Origin of the sequence: Burkholderia sp. JKS000303, assembly GCF_002563755.1 — a bacterium.
Taxonomy (GTDB): Bacteria; Pseudomonadota; Gammaproteobacteria; order Burkholderiales; family Burkholderiaceae; genus Burkholderia; species Burkholderia anthina_B.
Map to the genome: position 1 here is coordinate 806,883 of NZ_PDBZ01000002.1, position 22,738 is coordinate 829,620.

Consider the following 22,738-nt stretch of genomic DNA (forward strand, 5'->3'; position numbering starts at 1 on the left):
GACATGCCCGGCGGCGGCACGGCCGGCCGCTGGGGATCGCATCGTTCAGCTCAACGCGGACGCATGCGGCACGACGATCGCGCCTTGCGGCCCACCGCCTCCGCCGCCACCGTGGCCTCCCGGCCCGCCTTGTCCGCCCGGGCCCCCGGGACCACCGCCCGGCCCGCCCCAGCCGCCGCAATACGGCAACAAACAACATCCGCTGAGCGCGGAAACCAGTGCGACCCATGCCGCCAGTGCAAGCGTGTTTTTCATGTCACTCCTTGTTCATTCAATGATGCGGGCCGCTGAGGATGCTCGTGATCACGCCGGTCGTCATCGCGGCCAGCACGAAATCGCCATTGATCTGCAACCACTGATAGCCGGACGGCGGCGGCTGAAGGTCGTGCCCGCGCCAGTCGTCGACCACATACTTCGGACCGCGATAGTCCTGCGGCACGCGTCCGCCGCGGCGATGCCAGTCGCCTCGCGCAGCGTCCATCCGCGCGTCGGCACGCGGGCGCATCGCGTCGTCGCGATCCGGCGCACGATCCGGCCGCATCTCGTGGGCGTGATCCGCCCCGGGGCCGCCCGGTTCGTCGCCGGGCCCCTGCTGCGCCGACGCGCCGATCGACGTTCCAAACATCCCGGCGGCAACGAGCAACGTGAGAATCCGTTTCTTCATGGTGCTTTTCTCCTGAAATCAAACACGACAATCCGCATGCCGCCCGTAAACGGACCGAAACACGTCACGTCGTGAATGCACTGCATCCGGAGACGGCCGCCATCTGCCGCCCCCGATTTCCGACAGTCGATTGAAGCTCGCAGCTCCCGCGCTTCGCTCACGACTGCCCTGACACATGCCGAGCGTCGCCCGTTTTCGGCGCATCGTCGGCCCTTTCCGACCAGCCACCGCCGAGCACCTTGTACAGCGTCACCAGATTCGACAGCTTCGACAGCTGATCGGTAACGAGCTGCTGCTGCGCCGTATACAACGTCCGTTGCGCGGTCAGCAGCGTGAGGAAGCTGTCGGTGCCGGTCCGGTAGCGCGCTTGCGCAAGATCGTAGTAATCCTGAGCGGATCGCACGTACTCGCGATCGGCGTCGACCTGCGTCACATAGGTCTCGCGCCCGGCCAGCGCATTGGCGACTTCCTTGAACGCGGTCTGGATCGCCTTCTCGTAGTCCGCCACGTCGATGTCCTTCTCGATCCGCGCAACGTCGAGCGATGCCTTGTTGCTGCCGTAATCGAAGATCGGCATCGTGATCGACGGCGCGAACGTCCATGCGCCGGTGCCGGCCTTGAACAGTTGCGTCAGGCCGGTGCTGGCCGTTCCGGCCGTCGCCGTCAGCGCGATCTTCGGGAAGAACGCGGCGCGCGCGGCGCCGATGTTCGCGTTCGCGGCCTTCAGCGTATGTTCGGCGGCCTCGATGTCGGGCCGGCGCGCCAGCAGGTCGGACGGCACGCCGGCGCCGATGTCCGCGAACATCGCGTCGCCGTCGAACAGCGTCGGGCCCGAGTCGAGATCGTCCGGCAGCGCGCAGCCGATCTGCGCCGCGAGCGTGTTGCGGTCTTGCGCGACCGCCCGCGTGTACGACGCGACGCTCGCCTTCGCGCTCGCGAGCGACGTCTGCGCCTCGCGCACGTCCTGCAGCGACGCGCTGCCGATCTTCTGCATCGCGACCGTCAGGTCGTAGGTGCGCTGGTCGGCTACCACCGTATCCGTCGTGATCTTCAGCATCGCCTCGTCGGCGCGCAGTTGCAGATAGTCGGTCGCCACGGTCGCAACCAGCGACAACTGCGTGCTCACGCGCGACGCATCGGTCGACAGGTAGTTCTCGAGCGCCTGCCGCTTCAGGCTTTGCAGGCGGCCGAAGAAGTCGATCTCCCACGACGTCGTGCCGACCGACACGCTGCTCGATCGCGTGGTCGTGCCGTCGCTGCGCGCATTCGACAGCGATCCGGTCGCGTCGATCGACGGTGCGAGCGCCGCACGCGTGATGCGGTACTGCGCTTCGTATTCGGCAACCTGAAGCGCGGCCACGCGCAGGTCGCGGTTGTTGTCGAGCGCGAGCGCGATCAGCTTCCGCAGGTGCGGGTCGCGATAGAACTCGCGCCAGCCGACCTCGGCCGCCGCCGGCGTCGGGGCCGCGCCGGCAGCGGATGGAGCGGACGCGGACGCAGTCCCGTACGCCGGCCCGCTCGGCCATGCGCCGGCCATCGGCGCGGCGGGACGTTGATAGACGGGATCGAGCGAGCACGCGGCGAGCGCGGCAACGCAAACCAGCGCCATGAGTTTCAGTTTCATGCTTGTCCCTCGTCGCGCCGCGCGCCGTCGTGGCCGTGTTCGTTGAACAGCCTGCGCACGACGATGAAAAACACCGGCACGAAAAATATCGCGAGCACGGTCGCGGCGATCATCCCGCCCGCGACGCCCGTCCCGATCGCATGCCGGGCGGCCGAGCCGGCGCCGGTGCTGATCACGAGCGGCAGCACGCCGAACACGAACGCGAGCGACGTCATCAGGATCGGCCGCAGTCTCAGGTGCGCAGCCTCGAGCGTCGCGTCGAGCAGCCCGCGGCCCTGCGCCTGCAGGTCCTTCGCGCATTCGACGATCAGGATCGCGTTCTTCGTCGACAGGCCGATCGTCGTCAACAGGCCGACCTTGAAGTACACGTCGTTCGACAGACCGCGAAGATGCGCGGCGCCGAGCGCGCCGAGCACGCCGATCGGCACCACGAGAATCACCGCGAGCGGCACCGACCAGCTTTCGTACAGCCCGGCCAGGCACAGAAACACGACGATCAGCGAGATCGCATAAAGGTAGGTCGCCTGCGAGCCGGCCAGCACCTCCTGATACGACTGGCCCGTCCATTCGATGCCGAAGCCGCTCGGCAACTGCTGCGCGATCTTCTCGACCGCCGTCATCGCCTGGCCGGTACTGACGCCGGGCGCCGTCTGCGCGCTCATCTCCATCGCGAGCTCGCGGTTGTAGCGTTCGATCTGCGGCGGGCCGAAGGTCCAGCGCGTGCTGGAAAACGCCGAGAACGGCACCATCTGCCCGTCGTAGGACGTCGTCGTCGACGAAGACGATGTACTCGACGACGAACCGGAGGACGAGGAGGAGGAGGAAGAGGAAGAGGACGACGACGAATCGGCGCGCACATACCACTGCCCGATGTCCGACGGCATCATCCGGTAAGGCGCGTCGGCCTGCACGTAAACCTTCTGGATCCGGCCGGTATCGATGTAGTTGTTCACGTACGACGAGCCGAACGCGGTCGACAGCGTCGTATCGATATCCGAGATCGACAGCCCGAGCGCACTGGCCTTCTCGCGGTCGATGTCGACATAGAGCTGCGGCGTGTCCTCGAGGCCGGCCGGACGCGTCATCGCGAGCGACAGCTCCTTCGCGGCCAGCGCCATGAAGCGGTTGCGCGCGCTCAGCAGCTTGTCGTGCCCCTGGCCCGAGCGATCCTCGATCTCGAAGTCGAGGCCGCTTTGCGTGCCGAGCCCCTGGATCGCGGGCTGGTTCATCACGAAGATCTGCGCATCGCGGCGCTTCGCGAACGCGGCGTTCGCGCGATTGATCACCGCCTGCGCACTGTCGTTCGAACCGCGCTGGCCCCAGTCCTTGAGCTGCACGAAGGCGAACGCGTTGTTTTGCCCCTGGCCGTTGAAGCTGAAGCCGTTGACCGTCATGATGTGCGCGACGGCCGGCTGCTTCAGGAAGTACTGTTCGACCGCCTGGACCGTCTTCAGCGTGCTCGATGCCGGTGTGCCGACCGGCGCGGACACGGACACCATGATCGAGCCCTGGTCCTCTTCCGGCAGATACGAAGACGGCAGCGTCACGAACAGCAGTGCAACGATGCCGGCGATCAGCGCATAGGCGATCATCCAGCGCGCGGGCTTCGCCACGACGCGTGCCAGCGTCGCGCTGTATCCCGCGTTGCTTTTCTCGAACATCCGGTTGAACGCGCCGAGGAACCCGCGGCGCGCGTGCTGCTCCGCCGACGCCGGCGTGAGCAGCGTCGCGCACAGCGCGGGCGTCAGCGTCAACGCGAGCAACACGGACAACACCATCGCGGAGACGATCGTCACCGAGAACTGCCGGTAGATCGCGCCCGTCGAGCCCGAGAAGAACGCCATCGGAATGAACACGGCCGTCAGCACGGTCGTCACGCCGACGAGCGCGCCGGTGATCTGCCCCATCGCCTTCTTCGTCGCGGCCTTCGGCCCGAGCTTCTCGTCGGCCATGATCCGCTCGACATTCTCGACGACAACGATCGCATCGTCGACCAGCAGCCCGATCGCGAGCACCATCGCGAACATCGACAGCACGTTGATCGAGAACCCGATCGCCGACATCACGCCCAGCGTACCCAGCAGCGCGACCGGCACGACGATGGTCGGGATCAGCGTCGCCCGCAGGTTCTGGAGGAACAGGTACATCACGAGGAACACCAGGATCACGGCCTCGAAGAGCGTCTTCACGACTTCCTCGATCGAGATCTTCACGAACGGCGTCGAATCGTACGGGTAGCTGATTGCGACGTCCTTCGGCAACTGCGGCTGCAGTTCGGCGAGCTTCGCGCGCACCTTCTTCGCCGTCGACATCGCGTTCGCGCCGGTCGACAGCTTGATCGCCAGCGCGGCGGCCGGCTTGCCGTCGCTGCGCGACGACGTGTCGTATGAATCGCCGCCGACCTCGACGCGCGCGACGTCCTTCAGCAGCACCTTCGAGCCGTCGGCATTGACGCGCAGCAGGATGTTGCCGAACTGTTCGGGCGTGGTCAGCAGGCTCGACGACGCGATGGTCGCGTTGATCGCCTGCGCATCCGTCGCGGGCGCCCCGCCCAGCTCGCCGACCGACAACTGCACGTTCTGGTTGGTGATGGCGGTCGTCACGTCCGACGCGGTGAGCCCGACGCTCTTCAGCCTGACCGGGTTCAGCCAGATCCGCATCGCGTGCTCGGCGCCGAATAGCGTGACGTCGCCGACGCCGGTCAGCTGCGTGAGCGGATCCTCGATCTGCGTCGCGATCACGTTGCCGAGATCGATCGAGTTCAGCGTGCCGCCGGGCGACGACAGCGCGACGATCATCAGGAAGTTGCTGGACGCCTTCGCGACCTGCACGCCCTGTTCCTGGACCGTTTCGGGCAGCGACGCGGATGCCTGCGTCACCTTGTTCTGCACCTGCACCTGCGCGATGTCGGCGTTGGTGCCGGGCGCGAACGTCAGGTTGATCGTCGCCTGCCCCGCGTTGCTGCTCGTGGACGACATGTACATCAGGTTGTCGATGCCGGACAGCTTCTGCTCGATCACCTGCGTAACGGTCTTGGCCACCGTGTCGGCCGACGCGCCCGGATAGGTCGCGCTCACGCGCACCGACGGCGGCGCGATGGTCGGATACTGCTCGACGGGCAGCGTCGTGGTTGCGGCGCCGCCGACCAGCATGATCACGATCGCGATCACCCATGCGAGGATCGGCCGCTGTATGAAGAATCCTGCCATGCGCCCTCCTTACGGCTTCGCGGCCGACGTAGCGGCCGCCACGTGCACCGCCGTGCCGGCCTGCACCTTCTGCAAGCCGTCGACGATCACGCGATCGCCCGCCTTCAATCCGCTCGATACGATCCACTGGTCGCGATACGCGTTGTCGGCACGCACGGCCACCTGCTTCGCGTGCCCGGTCGCGTCGACGACCCACACGCTCGCGCTGCCGTCCGACGCACGCGTGACGGCGAGCTGCGGCACCAGCAGCGCATTCGCATCGACGCCTTCATCGAGTTGCGCGCGCACGAACATCCCCGGCAGCAGTTCGCCGTCGGGGTTCGGGAAGATGATCCGCAGCGTGACGGATCCGGTCGTCTGGTCGACGGTGATGCCGGAGAACTGCAGCACGCCGTCATGCGGATACGGCGTGCCGTCTTCCATCGTGAGCCGCACGACGGCGCCGTCGCCGGCGCGCTGCAGGCGACCCGATGCATAGGCCTTGCGCAGCCGCAGCCATTCGGCGCTCGAGCGCGTGACGTCGAGATACATCCGGTCGTATGCCTGGATGGTCGCGAGCGCGGTGGTCTGGTCGGCCGTCACCAGCGCGCCTTCGGTCACCGACGACGCGCCGATGCGCCCGGCGATCGGCGCGGTGATCCGCGTGTAGCCGAGATTGACGCGCGCCGATTCGAGCGACGCGCGATCGGCCAGCACGTCGGCCTCGTCCTCGCGCACGGCCGCGACCGCGTCGTCGTTGTCCTGCGCGCTGACCGCGCCGATCTTCGCGAGCTGCGCGTAGCGCGCAGCCTTCGTGTTCGCCGACGCGAGTGTCGCTTCGGCCTTCGCGAGCGTGCCGCGCGCCTGGTCATAGGTGGCCTGGTAAGCGGCCGGATCGATCAGGTAAAGCACCTGTCCGGCCTTGACGTCGGCACCTTCGGTAAAGAGCCGCTTGCGCACGATCCCGCCGATCTGCGGCCGCACGTCGGACACCTGCAGCGCCGACAGGCGGCCCGACAGCGCCGTGCGCTCATCGATCCGCTGCAGCGCGAGGGTCTGGACGCCGACCTCGACGGCCGCCGGGGCGGCGCCCGGGCCGGTGGCGGCGCCACGATCGCCGCAGCCCGCGAGCGCGAGCGATGCGAACAGCGCCAGCATGACCGGCCAGCGCGTCGTGCGCGTCGGCGATGCAGGCCCGGATAACGCCGGCAAACGCAACCGGCAACACTCCAACTGCTTGTTCATGTGTACGTCCATCACCCTTCTTCGATGTCGTGCACGATATGTCAAATTACTCGTAAGTTGTTGATTATTATGCGGATTCACATAATGTGTCGTGATTGACACAGACCAATTGCGCGCACCGGAGTACATTGGTCGGCGAATGCACCGCGGCCGCGCGCCGCATACGACACGCACGCAACAACGGGGACTCCATTGACCGGCAATTCCATCCTGATCGTCGAAGACGACGCAGACATCAGCGTCCCGCTGGCCGCCTTTCTGTCCGGCAAGGGCTACGTCACGCACGCCGCGGACAGCGTCGAAACCGCCGACGCCCTGCTCGCGACGGTCGACGTCGATCTGGTCCTGCTCGACGTGATGCTGCCGGGCAAGGACGGGCTCGATCTCTGCCGGCGCCTGCATGCGAAGGGCGGCCCGCGCATCATCATGCTGACGGCACTCGACGATCCGACGGACAAGGTGGTCGGTCTCGAACTCGGTGCCGACGACTACGTGCCCAAGCCGTTCGATCCGCGCGAGCTGCTGGCGCGCGTCCGTGCCGTGCTGCGCCGCCCCGTCGCCACGGAGGGCGACGAACGCAAACCGGTCACCGAGCTGGTCCTGCAGTTTTCCGGCTTCACGTTCTATCCGTACCGGCGTTTCGTGCGCTCGCCGACGGGCCTGCGCGTGCCGCTTACTGGCGCGGAAACCGACCTGCTGCTTGTGCTCTGCCAGCACGTCCGCAAGGTGCTCTCGCGCGAAGAGCTCATCAACCTCACTCGCGGGACGAACTTCCCGATCTCGGGGCGCTCGATCGATTTGCTCGTGAGCCGGTTGCGGCGCAAGCTCGCCGGCAACGATCCGCTCGAGGAAACGATCCGTACGGTACGCACCGACGGCTACGCGTTTCAGCCCGACGTGGTCTTCGTCTGATGCGCCGGATCTTTTCCACCACGCTCGGGCAGATCCTGCTGATCCTGACGTGCTCGTCGAGCGCCACGGCCCTGCTCTTCATCGTTCTGCTGTCGCACCACACCCCGCCCGCTCCGCCGTGGCCATGGCAGAGCGCCTATCGCATCGCCAGCGCGGTCGAGAGTCTGCGCGCGGTGCCCGACGCCGAGCGCAGCGCCGTGGTCGCGACGATGCGACAGCCGGGGCTGTCGCTCCGGCTGTCGCAGGCGGCGTCGGCTTGCTCCGGAGAAACGCCGGACACGCGCGACCTCGAGTCCGTGCTGAAATCGGAGCTGACGGACGCGGCGGACCTGTCCGTACGTGCTTGCGCGGTCGAACATGCCGGAGATGCGACGATCCAGGTACGGGTGCCGCTCGGCAACCGGACACTCGAGATTCGGACTGCCCGCGACACGGTTGACCCGCCGCGCTATTCCTTTCCGTTCTACGGCGCGTTGATCTTCATGTGCGTGGGCGTGGCCGCGATGTCGGCGTGGGCCATCTCGCGCGTGATCCGTCCGTTGCGACGGTTGTCCGAACACGCCGACGCATTCGGTCAGCAGATGTCGGTGTCGCCGATCGCGGAAGAAGGTCCGCTCGAAATTCGATCGGCGGCACATGCATTCAACCTGATGCAGGAGCGCATCACGCTGTCGATCCAGAACCGCACGCGCATGCTGGCCGCGATCAGCCACGACTTGCGCACGCCGCTGACCCGCATGCGGCTGCAACTGGAAATGGAACTGAGCGAATCCGTGCGCGACAAGCTGATACGGAACATCGAACTGATGCAGTCGATGGTCACGTCAGCGCTGGCGTTCCTCAGCAGCGGCGTGGACCGCGAAGAGAAGGAATGGCTCGATCTCGGCGCGCTGATCTCCACGCTGTGCGACGAATACGAGGAAGCCGGCACGGCGGTGCGCTATGTCGGCCCGGAGCAAATTCGCTTCTTCTGCCGGCCGGATGCGATGCGTCGGGTACTGACGAACCTCGTCGAGAATGCGTTGCACTTCGGCAGCGGCGTCGCGGTAGCCGCATCGGTCGACGGTCAGAGCGTGCATATCGATGTGGTCGACGACGGGCCGGGCATTCCCGAAGATCGACTGCGGGACGTGATCGAGCCGTTCGTGCGTCTCGATCCGGCACGCGGCGACCGCCCGGGGAGCGTCGGACTCGGTTTGTCGATCGTTCGGGAAATCGTGCATGCTCACGGCGGCACGTTCACGCTCGTCAACCGCAAGCCGACCGGGCTCATCGCGCGAATCGTGCTTCAGTGTCCGCGACTCTAGAAGACCATGCCCGGCAGCGAAACGCACGGTGGCGTGCCCGTTCCGTCATAACCGGCGTTCGATGCGTGCTCAGGTGCACGTCGCCGGCTGGGCACGCGCCGAATGACATGAGCGATGGGAAAATTGCGTGTATCGCCCTTCCGGTCAGTTACCGCAAAATCGCGGCGCCCGCTTTTCCCTGAAAGCCATGCGCGCCTCGACATAGTCCGCGCTGTTGGCAGCGCGACGGATAGCGGCTTCGGCCACTCGCTCGCAGTGGTTTTCCGAGGCCGTTTCGAGCTCGGCCAAAATCGCCTTCGCGCCGCGAATCGATAACGGCGCAACCGCCGTCATCGTCATGGCGCATTGGCGCGCGGCTTCATGCACCTTGTCATGAACTTCGTCGATCAGGCCCGCGCTCAGCGCATCGAGCGCACCGATTCGGGCACCCGTGAATAGCATGCGTCGCGCGCGCCCGGGGCCGACGAGATTGAGAAGCCGACGGGTGCCAGCCGCGCCGTAGACCACCGACAACCTTGCCGCCGGAATGGCAAAAGTGGCGTGCGGTACAGCCAATCGGATGTCGCACGCCAACGCGAGATTGCAGCCGCCGCCCATGCAATAGCCGTTGATCGCCGCGATAACCGGCTTGCCGAGCGTTTCGAGTGCCCGGCATCCCGCCTCGTAAATCGCGTCATAGGCAAGCACCTGTGCCGTGTCGTGACGCAGTTCATCGAATTCCGCGATGTCGGCACCCGCGCAAAAACTGTCATGGCTGCCTGTCAGAACGACCGCGCGCACGTCATCGCGGCCATCGAGTTGTTCGGCAAGCCTGGCAAGGTCACGCCACATGTCGAGTGTCATCGCATTGCGCTTCTCGGGACGCGCCAGCGTAATGGTCGCAATCTGGTCTTCGACGTGCAGTCCGAGTCCGTGGGCTGCACCAGAGCGATCGGCATTGATATCGAGTCGATGCATGAACGTCATCCTTGCGTCGCCGCGGCGGCCTCGACCGACGCACCCGCCTGCAACACGGCGCCCGATGCGATGAGGTCGTCGACCTCGCCGTCGGTGAATCCAAAGCAACGCAGAATGTCGGTTGTATCCTGCCCGACCCGCGGTGCCGCGCGCGATGCGATCTGCGTCGTGCCATTGAAATGGATCGGCAGGCCGAGCGCACGCGTCGTGCCCCCGTTCGGGGCCTCGACTTCGACGACCATTCTCATCGCCTTCGACTGCTCGTGCTCCAGCGCCTGAGCGACATTGTGTACCGGACCGGCCGGAACCGACGCCTCATCGAACCGGCGCAACCACGACGCCACGTCGTCGGTAGCCAGTACCTCGTTGATGAGTGTCTCCAGCGCCTTTCTGTTGGCGAGCCGCGAATCCGGTGTCATGAAGCGCGGATCCGCTTTCCATTCGGGATGACCGAGCGTTTCGGCAATCCGCGCCCAGTTGGCCTCGTTCGCGCCACCGATGGCAATGCGCCCATCCCGACAGCGATAGACCTGATAAGGCGAGATCAGCGGGTGCGCGGTGCCCGAGGGTTTCGCAATCACGCCTCGCGAGAAATACGCGGCCGCGTACCAGTACATCTGCTGCAGCGACGCCTGCACCAGCGAAGTGTCCACGCGTTGCCCAAGCCCCGTGCGCAACCGGTGCACATATGCGGCGAGGATGCCGAGCGCAGCGAGAATGCCGGCGTTGACGTCCGCGATAGATACGCCTGGCTTGACGGGCTCGCCATCTTCTTCGCCCGTCACACTGATGAGTCCGCTGAACGCCTGCAGAATCAGATCGAAGCCGCCTTTCCGCGCGAGCGGCCCGTCACGGCCGTATCCGGTGATGGAGCAATAGATCAACGCCGGATTGAGCCGACTCAGCACGTCGTAGCCCAACCCGAGACGCTCGATCACGCCCGGCCGAAAATTTTCCGTCACCACGTCCGCCTGTCCTGCCATACGCAGCAGCACCGCCTTGCCCGCATGGCTTTTGATATCGATCCCGATCGACTGCTTGCCCCGATTGAGCATCATGAACGACGGCGGGGTGCCGGCGTCGGACGCCTTCCCGTAACTTCTGGCGTCGTCGCCATTGGGGATCTTCTCGACCTTGTAGACGTCCGCCCCCATGTCGGCCAACATCAAGCCGCATACCGGCCCTGCCATGATCTGAGACAGTTCGAGTACCTTGAGCCCTTTGAGCGGTTGCTGGAATGACGATGTTTTCGCATTTGACATGAGTAGTCCTTATATCCTTGTACATTCCGAAACAGGCTGGCTATCGACCAGGCTAGTGTTTCTTGACTGCGGGTGAATGGGCGCCGGGCGCTGACATCAGGTCCGCGATGACCGGCGAAACGGACGCATTGGGCGAACTCCGCGCTGACCGGGTCACGACAAGCAGCAGGACGGCGCCCGAAACGAGCATTGCAACCAGGCACCAGAGCCCTGGAGACAGCGATCCGGTTCGCTCCTTCAAGAGGCCGATCAACAGCGGCGCGATCATGCCCGAACTGACGCCGAGGCAATTGATGAATCCCACCCCGCTTGCGGCGAATTCCGCCGGCATCGCTGATGCAGGAATTGTCCAAAAGACAGGAATCGCGCCAATGACGCCCACCGCGCCAACACTGAGCAACGACATTGCGATGGAAAAGCTCAGATGCGGCAGTGTGGACAGCCCAAGCGCCGCCGCGCCGACGAGAAGCGCACCCGCGGCGTGCCAACGTCGCTCATTCATGCGATCGGAGCGGCGCGAAATCATGACCGTGCCGATTGCCGCCAGGCCCCAAGGGATCACTGAATACAGGCCGATCTCGAGCGGCGTGGTCGCGCCATAGGCACGGATGATCGCCGGCACCCAGAATCCCAACGCATAGACACCGGAGATCGAGCAAAAGTAAATGAGCGCAAACAGATACACCTGCTTCGAACGAAGCATGCCGAACCGGCCGGCGGGGACGACCTGTCGCGGTGCGGCGAGTCGGTCTTGCGCGAGCGCCTCTTCCAGCGCGCGCCGTTCCTGTCCCGACAGCCAGGTGGCGTCGGACGGCCCCCGCTTGAGAACCAGGAAGCAAACGATCGCCATCAGGCAACTGGGCAATCCCTCGAGCAGGAAGAGCCATTGCCAGCCGGCCAATCCGGCGACCCCATGGAAGCGGGTCATGATCCACCCCGACAGCGGCCCCACCACGACCCCTGCCACGGTCACGCCCGAGGTGAATACCGCGAAAGCGTGACTGCGATGCGTTTGCGGAAACCACGTCCCGAGATAGTAAATAACGCCCGGATAGAAGCCGGCCTCGAATGCACCCAGCAGCAGCCGACCGGCAAAGAAATCATACGGAGTCCGGATCAGCAGCATGCATGTCGAGCACACGCCCCATCCCAGCATGATGAGGAAAAACACCCGCTTGGCGCCCCATCGGCGCAACAGCATGCTGGCCGGGACGGCAAACGCCACGTAAGTTGCGAAATACAGGGTCGCGCCGAGGCCGTAGATACTGTCGGTGATGTGCCGCGCCTCGCGCAACTGGATCTGCGCAAACGCGACGTTGTAACGATCCATCGAGCAGAGCACGTAGCTCACGAACAGCACGGGCACGATGCGCCAGAATGCCTTTGCGCATGCCGCCTCGCATGTCGTGGCGGATGAGCCGGGATTGCCTGACATGGTTGTCTCCATATGTTTGGTGTATTCGCGAAGTTCCGTGTCTCCGCGTGCGCCGCAATCCATCACGGACGGATCGATTGTATGAAGCCGATCAATACGCAAACAAATATGGAATACCGATGGGTCGATAAGGCTCGCTTATCGACCTGGCGTGAGCACCTCAGCCATGAGAGACCAGTCTGGCATGGTCCCATTGTTTCGACCGGATCAAGGTCTGAATGATGTCGAGCATGCAATCGCGCACCACCTCCGCCGCGCGGCTCAACGGCACGGAGTCGGAGATGCACACCGAAAGCTCACGCGACAGGGAGCGATCCGACACACGCAGCGCGCGGATTCTGCCGCGCTGTACCTCGTCGGCCACGGCCGACCATGGCAACACGCCCCAGCCCAGCCCGGAAGAAACCAGTCGCACCACCATATCGAGCGAGCTCACCTGGCTCAATATCCTGTATTCCAGATGCTCTTCGAGGAAGGCCGCCTCCACGCGTTGGCGAATCGTATTCGGGAAACCCGGCAGGAACAGCGGCTGCGCGGCCAGTTCCTTCGCCGTGACTGATTTCCTCGTTCTCGCATCGGCCCGCGCTTCGCTCGGCGGTGCGATCGCGAATAGCGCTTCACGCAGGACGGGATGAATGGCGAGCCCCCGGCGGCGCGGCACGTCGACGCCGAGCGCGACGTCGAGCTTGCCGCCGATGACCAGATCGACGAGTTCGGCGCTCGGCCGCTCGATGATCTCCGTCATGATCGCCGACCGGCTGGTCAACGCCTTCACCAGTGGCGTGACGACGAGCTTGCCGGCACTGCCCGGGATGCCGATGACGACATGCCCGCTGGGCTGGTCGACCTCGCTGGAGATAGCCTGTCGCGCGTCCTCCAATTGCTTGAGCAGCGACTTCGCATAGCGATACAGCGTTTCCCCCGCCGGGGTGGTGCGAACGCCGTAGACGCCGCGATCGAAGAGCCGCGCGTCGAGTTCGCCCTCGAGATTGGCAATCTGCTGGCTCAGCGCCGGCTGGGCGACGTGGAGCGTCTCCGCGGCGCGCGTCATGTTACCCAGCTCGGCAATTCGTGCGAAATATTGCAGTTGCTTGAAGTCCATCCCGTCCTCTCACGCGCATGGCAAACGGCTGGCGGCCGCTCGATCAGGGGTCGTCGAGAAATAAAAAAACATGATAGACCCATAACAATCCCATATTTTTACCTTATTGAGAATCGACCTACACTCGTGCCTTGCGGAACGCGCGTCGCGCATCCCGACGATGCCTGCGCCGCGCCCCTCTTTCCTGCACAAAAATGGAGTAGACATGCCCACCGCATCCTCTAACGGGGTCCATCTCTTCTATGAAGCGACCGGGCAAGGCCCAGCCATCGTGTTCCTGCACGAGTTCGCGGGAGATCACCGCAACTGGGCACTTCAGGTGCGCGCGCTATCGCAGCGATTTCGCTGCATTACGTTCAATGCGCGTGGCTACCCGCCGTCCGACGTTCCAGACGATATCGAGTCTTATAGCCACCTTCATGCGGTCGCCGATATCGCGAGCGTACTGAAGGCCGCGGGCGTGTCGAATGCGCATGTCGTCGGCCTGTCGATGGGCGGGTATGCGGCGCTGTGTTTTGCCATTGCGCATCCGGACATGACGCGATCCATCGTGGTTGCCGCAGCCGGACATGGCTCGGACGCCCCTGAACCGTTCCGCGCGGCGAGCGAGGCGCTGTCCACGCGCATCCTGGCCCAGGGACTGGAAATCGGCGCGGCCGACTATCTGAACGGCCCGACAAGGCGCAAGCTCAAGGAGAAGGATCCGCAGGGCTTCGACACATTCCTCCGTCAATTTGCCCAGCATTCGGCAATCGGCACGGCGCTGACCGCAAAGGGATGTCAGATGCGCCGTCCCACGCTCTATGAGCTTGAAATGCCGCTGCGAGAATTGAATGTGCCGGCCTTGATCGTCGCGGGGGACGACGACGAGCCCTGCCTTGCTCCGTCGCTCTTCTTGAAGCGCACGATCCCGAACGCGCGGCTATGGGTCCTGCCCGACACGAGCCATGCGATCAATCTCGAAGAGCCCGATGCGTTCAACCGCGCCGTGCTCGATTTCATCAACGATGTCGAACGACAGATAGAAGGATGAACCATGGATCTCGAGTTGAGCGGTAAGCACGTGCTGATCACCGGTGCGACACGCGGCATCGGGTTTGCTTGCGCCGATGCATTTGCGCGCGAAGGCAGTCGAGTCGTCGTGGTGGGACAAGCGCAGGATGGCGTGGACCAAGCCGTCGAGCGCCTGAAGACACTTCACGGCGCCGACGTAGAGGGGGTGGTTGCGGACATCGCGAGCGATGAAGGCCGCGAACGGTTGCAGACGCGGCTTGAGTCGGTGGATGTGCTGGTCAACAACGCGGGTGCCATTCCCGGAGGCGGGCTGGAAAATATCGACGACACCCAATGGCGAACCGCGTGGGAGTTGAAGGTATTCGGCTATATCAACCTGACGCGTGCCGCATTGCCCTCGATGATGGCGCGCGGATCCGGTGTGGTGGTCAACGTCGTCGGTATCGCCGGCGTCATGCCGAACTACGACTATCTGTGCGGCTCGGCCGGAAACGCTGCGCTCGTTGCTTTCACGCAGGCGGTGGGAACACACGCGACACAGCGTGGCGTGCGCGTGCTGGGTGTCAATCCGGGTCCCACGGAAACCGAGCGACTGGTTTCGCTATCGCAGACGCGCGCCGCGCAACGGTTTGGCGATGCGTCGAGATGGCGCGATATGCTGGCGAATCTCCCGTTCGGCCGTGCCGCGAAACCGCAGGAGATTGCCGACCTGGTGACGTTTCTCGCGTCGGCGCGCGCATCGTACCTGAGCGGCGTCGTGATCGATGCGGACGGCGGCGGGCGATACGCCGCCTGAGATCAGGCCTGTCGGGAAATGGGTGCAAACCGGCGCATCACCCGGCCGGGCCGTACCCTTCCCGGCTCTCCACCGCCTCCTTGGCGGCGCGAATCGCGCTGTCGAAGCTCGGCTCGGTGGCGACGTGCCGGTTGTCGACGCTGACGAACCATCGGTCTGTCGCGTGACACCAGCGGACCCGGCGATCGTCCATCAACGAGGAAAACCAGCGCCAGACGGCAGCGTCGTCGGAATTCGCGACGATCGCTGCCTGCCTGCGCACGTCTCGCAAGTCGCCCGGCGCGCTCGCGAATCGGGGGGACCGGTAGCGGGCAGCCATGCTACAACGCGGCCACGATGCCGGGCAGCTCGACGAACAGATCGCCGACGAGACCGTAATCGGCCACGCTGAAAATCGGTGCTTCCGGATCCTTGTTGATCGCGACGATCACCTTCGAATCCTTCATGCCTGCCAGATGCTGGATCGCACCCGAAATGCCGACCGCGATGTACAGCTGCGGTGCGACGATCTTGCCGGTCTGGCCAACCTGGTAGTCGTTCGGCACGTAGCCAGCGTCGACTGCGGCACGTGACGCACCGAGTGCGGCTTGAAGCTTGTCCGCCAGCGGCTCCAGCACCTTCGTGTAGTTCTCGCCGCTGCCCAGACCACGGCCGCCCGACACGATGATCTTCGCGCTGGTGAGTTCCGGACGGTCCAGCTTCGTCACTTCACGGCTCACGAATTGCGACTTGCCTGCGTCGGCTGCCGCTTCGATCTTCTCGACCGGCGCGCTGCCGCCTTCTGCTGCAACCGGATCGAAACCCGTCGCACGCACCGTGATGACCTTGATCGGGTCGCTCGACTGCACCGTCGCGATCGCGTTACCAGCGTAGATCGGACGCTCGAACGTGTCGGCCGAGTCCACTGCCGTGATGTCCGAGATCTGCGCGACGTCCAGCTTCGCGGCGATACGCGGCGCGATGTTCTTGCCGTAGGCCGTCGCCGGCACAAAGATGTGCGAGTAATTTGCCGCGATGGTCAGCACCGTCGCTTCCACGTTCTCTGCAAGACCGCTCGCGAGCTGCGGCGCATCGGCCAGCAGCACCTTGCCGACACCTGCGATCTTCGCTGCCGCGTCAGCCGCGCCCTGCGCGTTGTGGCCGGCCACCAGCACGTGAATGTCACCGCCGATCTTCGCCGCCGCTGCCACCGTGTTCAGCGTCGCGGCCTTGATCGACGCGTTGCCCCCCAAGGGGGCTTCCTTTGGGGCGTCGCACTCTGCAATCACCAGAATCGTCATTTCCTTGGGCTCCCTCTTACAGCACCTTGGCTTCGGTCTTCAGCTTCTCGACTAGCGTCTTCACGTCCGGCACCTTCACGCCGGCTGCGCGCTTCGGCGGCTCGTTCACGCGGAGTACCTTCAATCGCGGCGTCACATCCACACCGAGGTCTTCCGGCTTCACGTTTTCCAGCGGCTTCTTCTTCGCCTTCATGATGTTCGGCAGCGTCACGTAACGCGGCTCGTTCAGGCGCAGGTCGGTCGTGACCACGGCCGGCAGCGTCAGCGACAACGTTTCCGCACCACCGTCGACTTCCCGTGCAACGGTTGCCTTACCGTCGGCGATCGTCACCTTCGACGCGAACGTCGCTTGCGGCAGGCCAGCCAGCGCAGCCAGCATCTGGCCCGTCTGGTTCGAATCGTCGTCGATCGCCTGCTTGCCGAGGATCACGAGTTGCGGCTGTTCCTTGTCGACCAGCGCCTTCAGGATCTTCGCGACGGCCAGCGGCTCGACGCTGTCGTTCGATTCGACGAGGATCGCGCGATCCGCACCGATCGCGAGCGCCGTACGCAGCGTTTCCTGCGCTTGCGCAACGCCCACCGACACGGCGATCACTTCAGTCGCCACGCCCGCTTCCTTCAGGCGCACGGCTTCTTCCACCGCGATTTCGTCGAACGGATTCATCGACATCTTCACGTTCGCGATGTCGACGCCCGTGTTGTCCGACTTCACGCGGACCTTCACGTTGTAATCGACCACTCTCTTGACTGGAACCAGAATCCTCATCGCATATCCGCCAGAAATGACGGGGCTGGCGCCTGCCGCCTGCCCCATCAGGTTTAGAACAGGTGATACATCCCGATCCGCAATGCGATCTGATGATTGTTGCTCGACGCATCGCCGACCACGCCATCGAAGATCGCGGCCTGCGTCGCCGCACCGCCCGCGCGCTGGTAGACGCCCATCGCATAAACCGACGTGCGCTTCGACAGCGCATACGTCGTCGTCAGGCCGGCCTGATGGTAGATCGGCGCGGCATCCGAGTAGCCGACATGTCCGTGCGTATACGTATAGGCGCCGCCGACCGACCACGCGGCGGTGAGCGCATAGCGCACCCATGCTTCATAGTTGTCGAAGCGCACCGTCGACGTCGTGCCGTTCGCGCGCTCGAAGCGCGTGTCGGTGAAGTCGAGTCCGACCGTCGCATGACCGAACGCATAACTGGCCGCGGCACCCGCCACCTGCTCGTTGGCCGGATTGCCGACATAGCTGAACGGCCCGGACGCACCGATCGCCGGGCCCGTCGTGTTGGACACGAAATCGCCGTCCGTAAACAGCAGCGCCGGGTTCTTCGCATACAGATAGGCGGCCGCGACATTGAACGACGCAACCGAATAGCTCGCGCCGACACTCCACATGCCGGTCGTGCCGCGCCCCGGCGCCGTCGAATTCGTGAACGAGTACATGCCGCCGAACGTCAGGCCACCGAAGCTCGGGCTCGCATACTTGATCGAGTTGTCGACGCGAAACGAGTTGTCGGTGTTGTCGATGTCGCCTGCATGCACGAACGGGCCGCCGAACTGGCCGGGCGCGGTCAACGGCTGCAGATAGTCGACGATCGAATCGTACTGGCGACCGAACGTCACCGTGCCGAGCCGCGTATCCGACAGGCCGACGTACGCCTGCCGACCGAACAGGCGGCCGCCCTGCCGCATTTGCCCGTTTTCCGCGCTGAAGCCCGATTCCAGCTTGAAGATCGCCGACAGGCCGCCGCCGAGATCCTCGCTGCCCTTGAGCCCCCAACGACTTCCGTAGATGCCGTCATAGGTGCCGTCCTGCATGTGCCACAGCGACTTGCCACCGCTGTTGTTCGTGTAGTCGATGCCTTCGTCGATCACGCCGTACAGCGTGACGGTCGACTGCGCGTGCGCGGCGATCGGACAAACGACGCACGCCGACGTGACGGCCAGCCAGCCGGACAGTCTTCGCATACTCTTCTTCATTTGGTCTCCTGATTGATTGTGATGAACCGGTTCGATTCCATGAACGGGGGAGCGATTCAAACGGGGATGGTGCGTCATCCAGGGCGGGCGCACCGCCTGCCGCCCTGGATCCGGCCGCCGCGAGGGCGGCTCAGCCGGCTGTCGTCACTGAATGATCCGCGGCGCACCCACATCGGCGGCCGATGCCGACAGCCCGTAGGTCTTGAGGATCCGCGCGATCTCCCCCGACTGGCGCATCGCGTCGATATTCGCGCCGAGCGCCGTGCCGAGTGCGGCGTTCGTCTTCGTGAACAGCAGCGCCGTCTGCCCCGGTTCGAGCGACGCGGGCACGCGCGGATCGGGCTTCACGAGCATGATCTTCATCGACGCATAGCCGCCCTTCGTCTGGTTGTATTTCGACACCGCATAGCTGTCGGTGCCGACGTCGATCCGGCCCGCCGCCAGATCCTGCGCCATCGCGACCGGGTTCGGATAGACGACCAGCGAACTGCCGAGCAGCTTCTGCAGATCGCCGGTCCACAGATAGCCCTGCACGGTACCGACACGCTTGCCGACGATGCTGGCCACGGTGTCGACGCCCTGCTTCGAGATCACCGCCATCTGGTCGAGATACATCGGATCGCTCAGGCCGAGCACCTTCGCACGGTCGGCCGTGCGATACCAGTCGCCGAGGCCGATGTCGGCGCGACGCGACACGACGGACTGCACGACGGCGGCCGGGTCGATGACGGACACCGAAATCTTCAGGCATTCGCGCGCGGCGATCTGCTTGACGATCTCGCCGTCGACGCCCTTGATGTCGCTCGTGCCGGCCGGAATCGAATACGGCGGGAAATCCCATACGGCGACCGACAGCGTGCCGGGCCGGATCGTCTCGAACTGGTGCGCGGGCTTGCAGGCCTGCGCGTGGGCGGCCGCGCCGAAGCCCGCGAGACACAGGCCGACGAGCGCGAACGAAAGGCGACGCTTGGTTGATGTCATGAGAATCTCCCCGAAAGAGCGTGGCAGTTAAAAAAACGGAAACCGGCAAATGAAAAGAACGGATCGGACGGCATCGGCGGCTCAGCGCACTGCATGCCGCCCCAGACGACGCTCGAGCGCGGAGACGGCGAACGTCGCCGGCACGCAGATCAGCGCGAACATCAGGCCGGCGAGCAGCAGCACGGGCATGTATTCGAACGTCGACGAGCCGATGCTCGACGCGCGGCTGACGAGTTCGGGCAGCGCGATCGTGAAGCACAGCGACGTGGCCTGCAGCATCATGATCGCGAAACCGAGCAACGCCGGCAGCGCGACGCGCAGGCCCTGCGGCACGATCACGAAGCGCAGCGCGTCGACCGCATTGAGCCCGATCACCGCGGCCGCTTCCTTCTGGCCGTGCGGCACCGCATCGAAGCCCGCACGAATGATCTCGCTCGTATAGGCGCCGGTGCAGCACGCGAGCGCCACCACGGCGGACAGGAACGACGACAGCGTCATCCCCGCGTTCGGCAACCCGAAGTAGAAGAACTGCAGCAGGATCAGCGCCGGCGCGCCGCGGCCGATCTCGACGAACACGATGGCGGCGATGCGGATCGCCTTCGGCTTCATCGACACGCACAGCGCGAGCACGAGGCCGAGCGGAATGCCGATCGCGAGGCTCAGCGCGGTGACTTCGAGCGACAGACGGTAGCCGCCGAGCAGGTCGGGCAGCCAGGATTGCCAGAGATCGATCATGGAGCTCATCGCGACACCCGCGAACGAAGGTGAAGATCGGCCCAGCGCGACAGCCATGCGACCGGGATGCTGAGGGCGATATACAGCAGCGCGGCGGCCGCGTAGACGCCCAGCCCGCGAAACGTCTGCTGCGACACGTGATACGCCTGGAACGCCAGCTCGTTCACGCCGATCGTCGACGCGACTGCGGAGTCCTTCAACAGGCCGATCAGGTAGGTCGCGGCGGTGGGCAGCGCGATGCGCACCATCTGCGGGAAAATCACATCGCGAAACTGCTGCGTGCGCGTGAGATTCAGCACTTTCGCCGCTTCGTACTGCCCCGGGTGAATGGCCGTCAGCGCGCCGCGATAGACCTCGGACAGATTGGCCGCGGTCACGAGGCCGAGGCCGAGCGCGGCCGCCGTGAACGGGTTGAGCGGCAGCAGGTCGTTGCCGATTCCGAAGAACACGAAGAACAGCCAGACGATCGGCGGCACCGACCGGCAACCGACGACGAACGCCGTCGCGAGCGCGCGCACGACCGGGTTCCGGGCATTGCGCAGCGCGCAAAGCGGCATCCCGAGCACCGCGCCGATCGCAAAGACCGTCAGCGTCAGCGCGATCGTCCACGGCACGCCGGCGAGAATGGCGGAAAGATGGTCGATCATTCAGCGGTCCCTCACGGCGTTCAGGAATTTCGCCGCGCGCTCGGTGCCCGGGTGGCGCATCACGGCCTCGCTCGGCCCCGCTTCGAGGATCCGCCCGTCGGCCATGATGATCACGCGGTCGGACACGCTCTCCGCGAAATGCATCTCGTGCGTGACGACGATCATCGTCATCCCCGATTGCGCGAGCTCGTTCATCACCGCGAGCACTTCGAGGCCAAGCTCCGGATCGAGCGCCGACGTCGGCTCGTCGAACAGCATGATTTCCGGTTCGAGCGCGAGCGCCCGGGCAATCGCGATGCGCTGCTGCTGGCCGCCGGAACAGCGCACCGGATACTGGTCGGCCTTGTTCGCGAGACCGACCCGTTCGAGCAGCTCCATCGAGCGCCGATCGGCATCCGCGCGGTTACGGCCCATCGTGCGCTCCTGCGCGAGGCTGACGTTGCGCAGCACGCTCAGGTGCGGGAACAGGTTGAACGACTGGAACACCATCCCGATCCGGCGGCGCAGCGTCACGAGCTCACGGCGCGGCGGCGTATGGTTCGCCTCGATCGTCACGTCGCCGATCGTCACGCGGCCTTCGGTCGGCGGTTCGAGCTGGTTGATGCAGCGAAGCAGCGTGCTCTTGCCGGACCCGCTCGGACCGATGATCGCGATGACCTCGCCCGCATTCATCGAGAAGCTGACGTCCTGCAGCACGCGATGCGCGCCGAAGGTCTTCCCGACGCCTTCGACGCACAGGATCGGCTGCATGCCGGGACGGCCGGCCTGCATCGCGCCGGGTTCGGTTTGCAGGGGAGGTGCGACAATGCTGTTCATGGAAGCTTCTCCGTCAATGGCTTTCAACGCGGCTCTCCGGATCGTTCGACCGTCATCGCGCCGGAAAGCGGCGCGCTTTCGATTCGGGATACGTGTTTCATTTATTCAGTACAACGACATGAATCGTTGAACGATATTGAATGCGTCCAATATTCGGGCCTCAAGCGATCGTTTTTCATCATGTCTTGCGCGACACGCATCAACTCGATCGCCAGGGGCGGGCTACGGCGGCCCGCTCACCGCGCGCTCACCATCCGCGGCGCGAATTCATCAGTTTGTTCAGGATGCGATCGAGCATCGCGCGATCGTCCGCGTCGAGCGCGCTCAGCATCAGCGTCTGCCGGTCGAGCGAGACGGGCAGCACGCGTTCGTACAGCCGGCGGCCGCTTTCGTTCAGCGCGAGGCGAATCTCCCGCCGGTCGTCCTCGTTCGTCTTGCGGCGGATCATCCGGCGCTCCGCGAGCCGGTTTACCGCGCGGCTGATGCTGTTCTTCGGCCGCCCCGTCACTTCGCAGATCTGCTTGGCCGTCATCGCGCTGACGGTCGACAGGCAGGCCAGCACGTTGAACTCGTCGCGGCTGACGTCGAACGCCTGGATCATCTCGGCGAACACCGGCTCGGTGTAGCAGTTCGACCAGAGCGTGAGCCGCCATGCATCGTTCAGCGGTCCGTGCGTGACGATCGCGTCGAACACCGCATCGCTGCCCGTCGCGTCGTCGGACGCTTCGTGCTCGTCGTGGTCGTGAAGTTCGGACTCGAGATCGGACTCTTTCATCGCAGACAGCTCCAT

At 64.9% G+C, this 22,738-nt stretch carries 21 protein-coding genes; 4 read left to right on the forward strand and 17 right to left on the reverse strand.

Annotation, left to right across the window (positions count from 1 at the left end):
• Positions 1 to 271 precede the first annotated feature (271 nt).
• From BX604_RS25675 to BX604_RS25690, 4 genes are all read right to left on the reverse strand, one after another.
• Complete coding sequence (locus BX604_RS25675) at positions 272 to 664, reverse strand: RcnB family protein (RefSeq protein WP_098553605.1); 393 nt, start codon at positions 662 to 664, stop codon at positions 272 to 274.
• Between the two features lie 157 nt (positions 665 to 821).
• Positions 822 to 2,288, reverse strand: a complete 1,467-nt coding sequence (locus BX604_RS25680; RefSeq protein ID WP_098553606.1) for an efflux transporter outer membrane subunit — start codon at positions 2,286 to 2,288, stop codon at positions 822 to 824.
• Complete coding sequence (locus BX604_RS25685; protein ID WP_098553607.1) at positions 2,285 to 5,497, reverse strand: efflux RND transporter permease subunit; 3,213 nt, start codon at positions 5,495 to 5,497, stop codon at positions 2,285 to 2,287. The genes BX604_RS25680 and BX604_RS25685 overlap by 4 nt, the downstream gene beginning before the upstream one ends.
• A 9-nt stretch (positions 5,498 to 5,506) precedes the next feature.
• Positions 5,507 to 6,721: an efflux RND transporter periplasmic adaptor subunit gene (locus BX604_RS25690; protein WP_257146425.1), complete on the reverse strand. Its 1,215-nt coding sequence runs from the start codon at positions 6,719 to 6,721 to the stop codon at positions 5,507 to 5,509.
• A gap of 192 nt (positions 6,722 to 6,913) precedes the next feature.
• On the opposite strand from BX604_RS25690, the gene BX604_RS25695 reads away from it, so the two are divergent.
• Together BX604_RS25695 and BX604_RS25700 are read left to right on the forward strand one after the other, a co-directional pair.
• The gene (locus BX604_RS25695; RefSeq protein ID WP_098553609.1) at positions 6,914 to 7,633 is read left to right on the forward strand and encodes a response regulator; all 720 of its coding nucleotides are present in this window, start codon (positions 6,914 to 6,916) and stop codon (positions 7,631 to 7,633) included.
• Entirely contained in the window at positions 7,633 to 8,940 is a 1,308-nt protein-coding gene (locus BX604_RS25700) for an ATP-binding protein (RefSeq protein WP_098553610.1), read from the forward strand. The genes BX604_RS25695 and BX604_RS25700 overlap by 1 nt, the downstream gene beginning before the upstream one ends.
• 144 nt (positions 8,941 to 9,084) lie before the next feature.
• Here BX604_RS25700 and BX604_RS25705 read toward each other — a convergent pair whose 3' ends face one another.
• The 4 genes from BX604_RS25705 to BX604_RS25720 form a co-directional block, all read right to left on the reverse strand.
• The gene (locus tag BX604_RS25705) at positions 9,085 to 9,897 is read right to left on the reverse strand and encodes an enoyl-CoA hydratase/isomerase family protein (protein ID WP_257146426.1); all 813 of its coding nucleotides are present in this window, start codon (positions 9,895 to 9,897) and stop codon (positions 9,085 to 9,087) included.
• Between the two features lie 5 nt (positions 9,898 to 9,902).
• The gene (locus BX604_RS25710) at positions 9,903 to 11,159 is read right to left on the reverse strand and encodes a CaiB/BaiF CoA transferase family protein (RefSeq protein ID WP_098553612.1); all 1,257 of its coding nucleotides are present in this window, start codon (positions 11,157 to 11,159) and stop codon (positions 9,903 to 9,905) included.
• 52 nt (positions 11,160 to 11,211) lie between these two features.
• Positions 11,212 to 12,594: an MFS transporter gene (locus BX604_RS25715; RefSeq protein WP_098554051.1), complete on the reverse strand. Its 1,383-nt coding sequence runs from the start codon at positions 12,592 to 12,594 to the stop codon at positions 11,212 to 11,214.
• 160 nt (positions 12,595 to 12,754) lie between these two features.
• The gene (locus tag BX604_RS25720; RefSeq protein ID WP_098553613.1) at positions 12,755 to 13,696 is read right to left on the reverse strand and encodes a LysR substrate-binding domain-containing protein; all 942 of its coding nucleotides are present in this window, start codon (positions 13,694 to 13,696) and stop codon (positions 12,755 to 12,757) included.
• A 205-nt stretch (positions 13,697 to 13,901) separates the two neighbouring features.
• Between BX604_RS25720 and BX604_RS25725 the strand changes: the two genes are divergently transcribed.
• A complete protein-coding gene (locus BX604_RS25725) occupies positions 13,902 to 14,729 on the forward strand; it encodes an alpha/beta fold hydrolase (RefSeq protein WP_098553614.1) in 828 nt (275 codons plus the stop codon).
• A gap of 3 nt (positions 14,730 to 14,732) precedes the next feature.
• Positions 14,733 to 15,506, forward strand: coding sequence for a short-chain dehydrogenase/reductase (locus BX604_RS25730; protein ID WP_098553615.1), 774 nt, complete (start codon positions 14,733 to 14,735; stop codon positions 15,504 to 15,506).
• A gap of 37 nt (positions 15,507 to 15,543) precedes the next feature.
• Here BX604_RS25730 and BX604_RS25735 read toward each other — a convergent pair whose 3' ends face one another.
• From BX604_RS25735 to BX604_RS25775, 9 genes are all read right to left on the reverse strand, one after another.
• On the reverse strand, positions 15,544 to 15,825 hold the full coding sequence (locus BX604_RS25735) for a hypothetical protein (protein WP_098553616.1): 282 nt from the start codon (positions 15,823 to 15,825) through the stop codon (positions 15,544 to 15,546).
• Position 15,826: 1 nt separating this feature from the next.
• Positions 15,827 to 16,786, reverse strand: a complete 960-nt coding sequence (locus BX604_RS25740; protein ID WP_098553617.1) for an electron transfer flavoprotein subunit alpha/FixB family protein — start codon at positions 16,784 to 16,786, stop codon at positions 15,827 to 15,829.
• 16 nt (positions 16,787 to 16,802) lie between these two features.
• The gene (locus BX604_RS25745; RefSeq protein ID WP_098553618.1) at positions 16,803 to 17,552 is read right to left on the reverse strand and encodes an electron transfer flavoprotein subunit beta/FixA family protein; all 750 of its coding nucleotides are present in this window, start codon (positions 17,550 to 17,552) and stop codon (positions 16,803 to 16,805) included.
• Positions 17,553 to 17,605: 53 nt separating this feature from the next.
• Positions 17,606 to 18,769, reverse strand: a complete 1,164-nt coding sequence (locus BX604_RS25750; RefSeq protein WP_098553619.1) for a porin — start codon at positions 18,767 to 18,769, stop codon at positions 17,606 to 17,608.
• A 144-nt stretch (positions 18,770 to 18,913) separates the two neighbouring features.
• Positions 18,914 to 19,750: a substrate-binding periplasmic protein gene (locus BX604_RS25755; RefSeq protein WP_098553620.1), complete on the reverse strand. Its 837-nt coding sequence runs from the start codon at positions 19,748 to 19,750 to the stop codon at positions 18,914 to 18,916.
• Positions 19,751 to 19,831: 81 nt separating this feature from the next.
• Positions 19,832 to 20,494: an amino acid ABC transporter permease gene (locus BX604_RS25760; protein WP_098553621.1), complete on the reverse strand. Its 663-nt coding sequence runs from the start codon at positions 20,492 to 20,494 to the stop codon at positions 19,832 to 19,834.
• Positions 20,491 to 21,132, reverse strand: coding sequence for an amino acid ABC transporter permease (locus tag BX604_RS25765; RefSeq protein ID WP_098553622.1), 642 nt, complete (start codon positions 21,130 to 21,132; stop codon positions 20,491 to 20,493). Before BX604_RS25765 ends, BX604_RS25760 begins: the two co-directional genes overlap by 4 nt.
• On the reverse strand, positions 21,133 to 21,948 hold the full coding sequence (locus BX604_RS25770) for an amino acid ABC transporter ATP-binding protein (RefSeq protein WP_098553623.1): 816 nt from the start codon (positions 21,946 to 21,948) through the stop codon (positions 21,133 to 21,135). It abuts the gene before it with no gap.
• Positions 21,949 to 22,195: 247 nt separating this feature from the next.
• Positions 22,196 to 22,723, reverse strand: a complete 528-nt coding sequence (locus BX604_RS25775) for a MarR family winged helix-turn-helix transcriptional regulator (protein WP_179894878.1) — start codon at positions 22,721 to 22,723, stop codon at positions 22,196 to 22,198.
• Positions 22,724 to 22,738: the final 15 nt, after the last annotated feature.

Coding starts and splice junctions, on each gene's coding strand:
- BX604_RS25675 (WP_098553605.1), bottom strand. CDS start 664: ATGAAGAAACGGATTCTCACGTTGCTCGTTGCCGCCGGGATGTTTGGA.
- BX604_RS25680 (WP_098553606.1), bottom strand. CDS start 2,288: ATGAAACTGAAACTCATGGCGCTGGTTTGCGTTGCCGCGCTCGCCGCG.
- BX604_RS25685 (WP_098553607.1), bottom strand. CDS start 5,497: ATGGCAGGATTCTTCATACAGCGGCCGATCCTCGCATGGGTGATCGCG.
- BX604_RS25690 (WP_257146425.1), bottom strand. CDS start 6,721: ATGAACAAGCAGTTGGAGTGTTGCCGGTTGCGTTTGCCGGCGTTATCC.
- BX604_RS25700 (WP_098553610.1), top strand. CDS start 7,633: ATGCGCCGGATCTTTTCCACCACGCTCGGGCAGATCCTGCTGATCCTG.
- BX604_RS25705 (WP_257146426.1), bottom strand. CDS start 9,897: ATGCATCGACTCGATATCAATGCCGATCGCTCTGGTGCAGCCCACGGA.
- BX604_RS25710 (WP_098553612.1), bottom strand. CDS start 11,159: ATGTCAAATGCGAAAACATCGTCATTCCAGCAACCGCTCAAAGGGCTC.
- BX604_RS25715 (WP_098554051.1), bottom strand. CDS start 12,594: ATGTCAGGCAATCCCGGCTCATCCGCCACGACATGCGAGGCGGCATGC.
- BX604_RS25720 (WP_098553613.1), bottom strand. CDS start 13,696: ATGGACTTCAAGCAACTGCAATATTTCGCACGAATTGCCGAGCTGGGT.
- BX604_RS25725 (WP_098553614.1), top strand. CDS start 13,902: ATGCCCACCGCATCCTCTAACGGGGTCCATCTCTTCTATGAAGCGACC.
- BX604_RS25730 (WP_098553615.1), top strand. CDS start 14,733: ATGGATCTCGAGTTGAGCGGTAAGCACGTGCTGATCACCGGTGCGACA.
- BX604_RS25735 (WP_098553616.1), bottom strand. CDS start 15,825: ATGGCTGCCCGCTACCGGTCCCCCCGATTCGCGAGCGCGCCGGGCGAC.
- BX604_RS25740 (WP_098553617.1), bottom strand. CDS start 16,786: ATGACGATTCTGGTGATTGCAGAGTGCGACGCCCCAAAGGAAGCCCCC.
- BX604_RS25745 (WP_098553618.1), bottom strand. CDS start 17,552: ATGAGGATTCTGGTTCCAGTCAAGAGAGTGGTCGATTACAACGTGAAG.
- BX604_RS25750 (WP_098553619.1), bottom strand. CDS start 18,769: ATGAAGAAGAGTATGCGAAGACTGTCCGGCTGGCTGGCCGTCACGTCG.
- BX604_RS25755 (WP_098553620.1), bottom strand. CDS start 19,750: ATGACATCAACCAAGCGTCGCCTTTCGTTCGCGCTCGTCGGCCTGTGT.
- BX604_RS25760 (WP_098553621.1), bottom strand. CDS start 20,494: ATGAGCTCCATGATCGATCTCTGGCAATCCTGGCTGCCCGACCTGCTC.
- BX604_RS25765 (WP_098553622.1), bottom strand. CDS start 21,132: ATGATCGACCATCTTTCCGCCATTCTCGCCGGCGTGCCGTGGACGATC.
- BX604_RS25770 (WP_098553623.1), bottom strand. CDS start 21,948: ATGAACAGCATTGTCGCACCTCCCCTGCAAACCGAACCCGGCGCGATG.
- BX604_RS25775 (WP_179894878.1), bottom strand. CDS start 22,723: ATGAAAGAGTCCGATCTCGAGTCCGAACTTCACGACCACGACGAGCAC.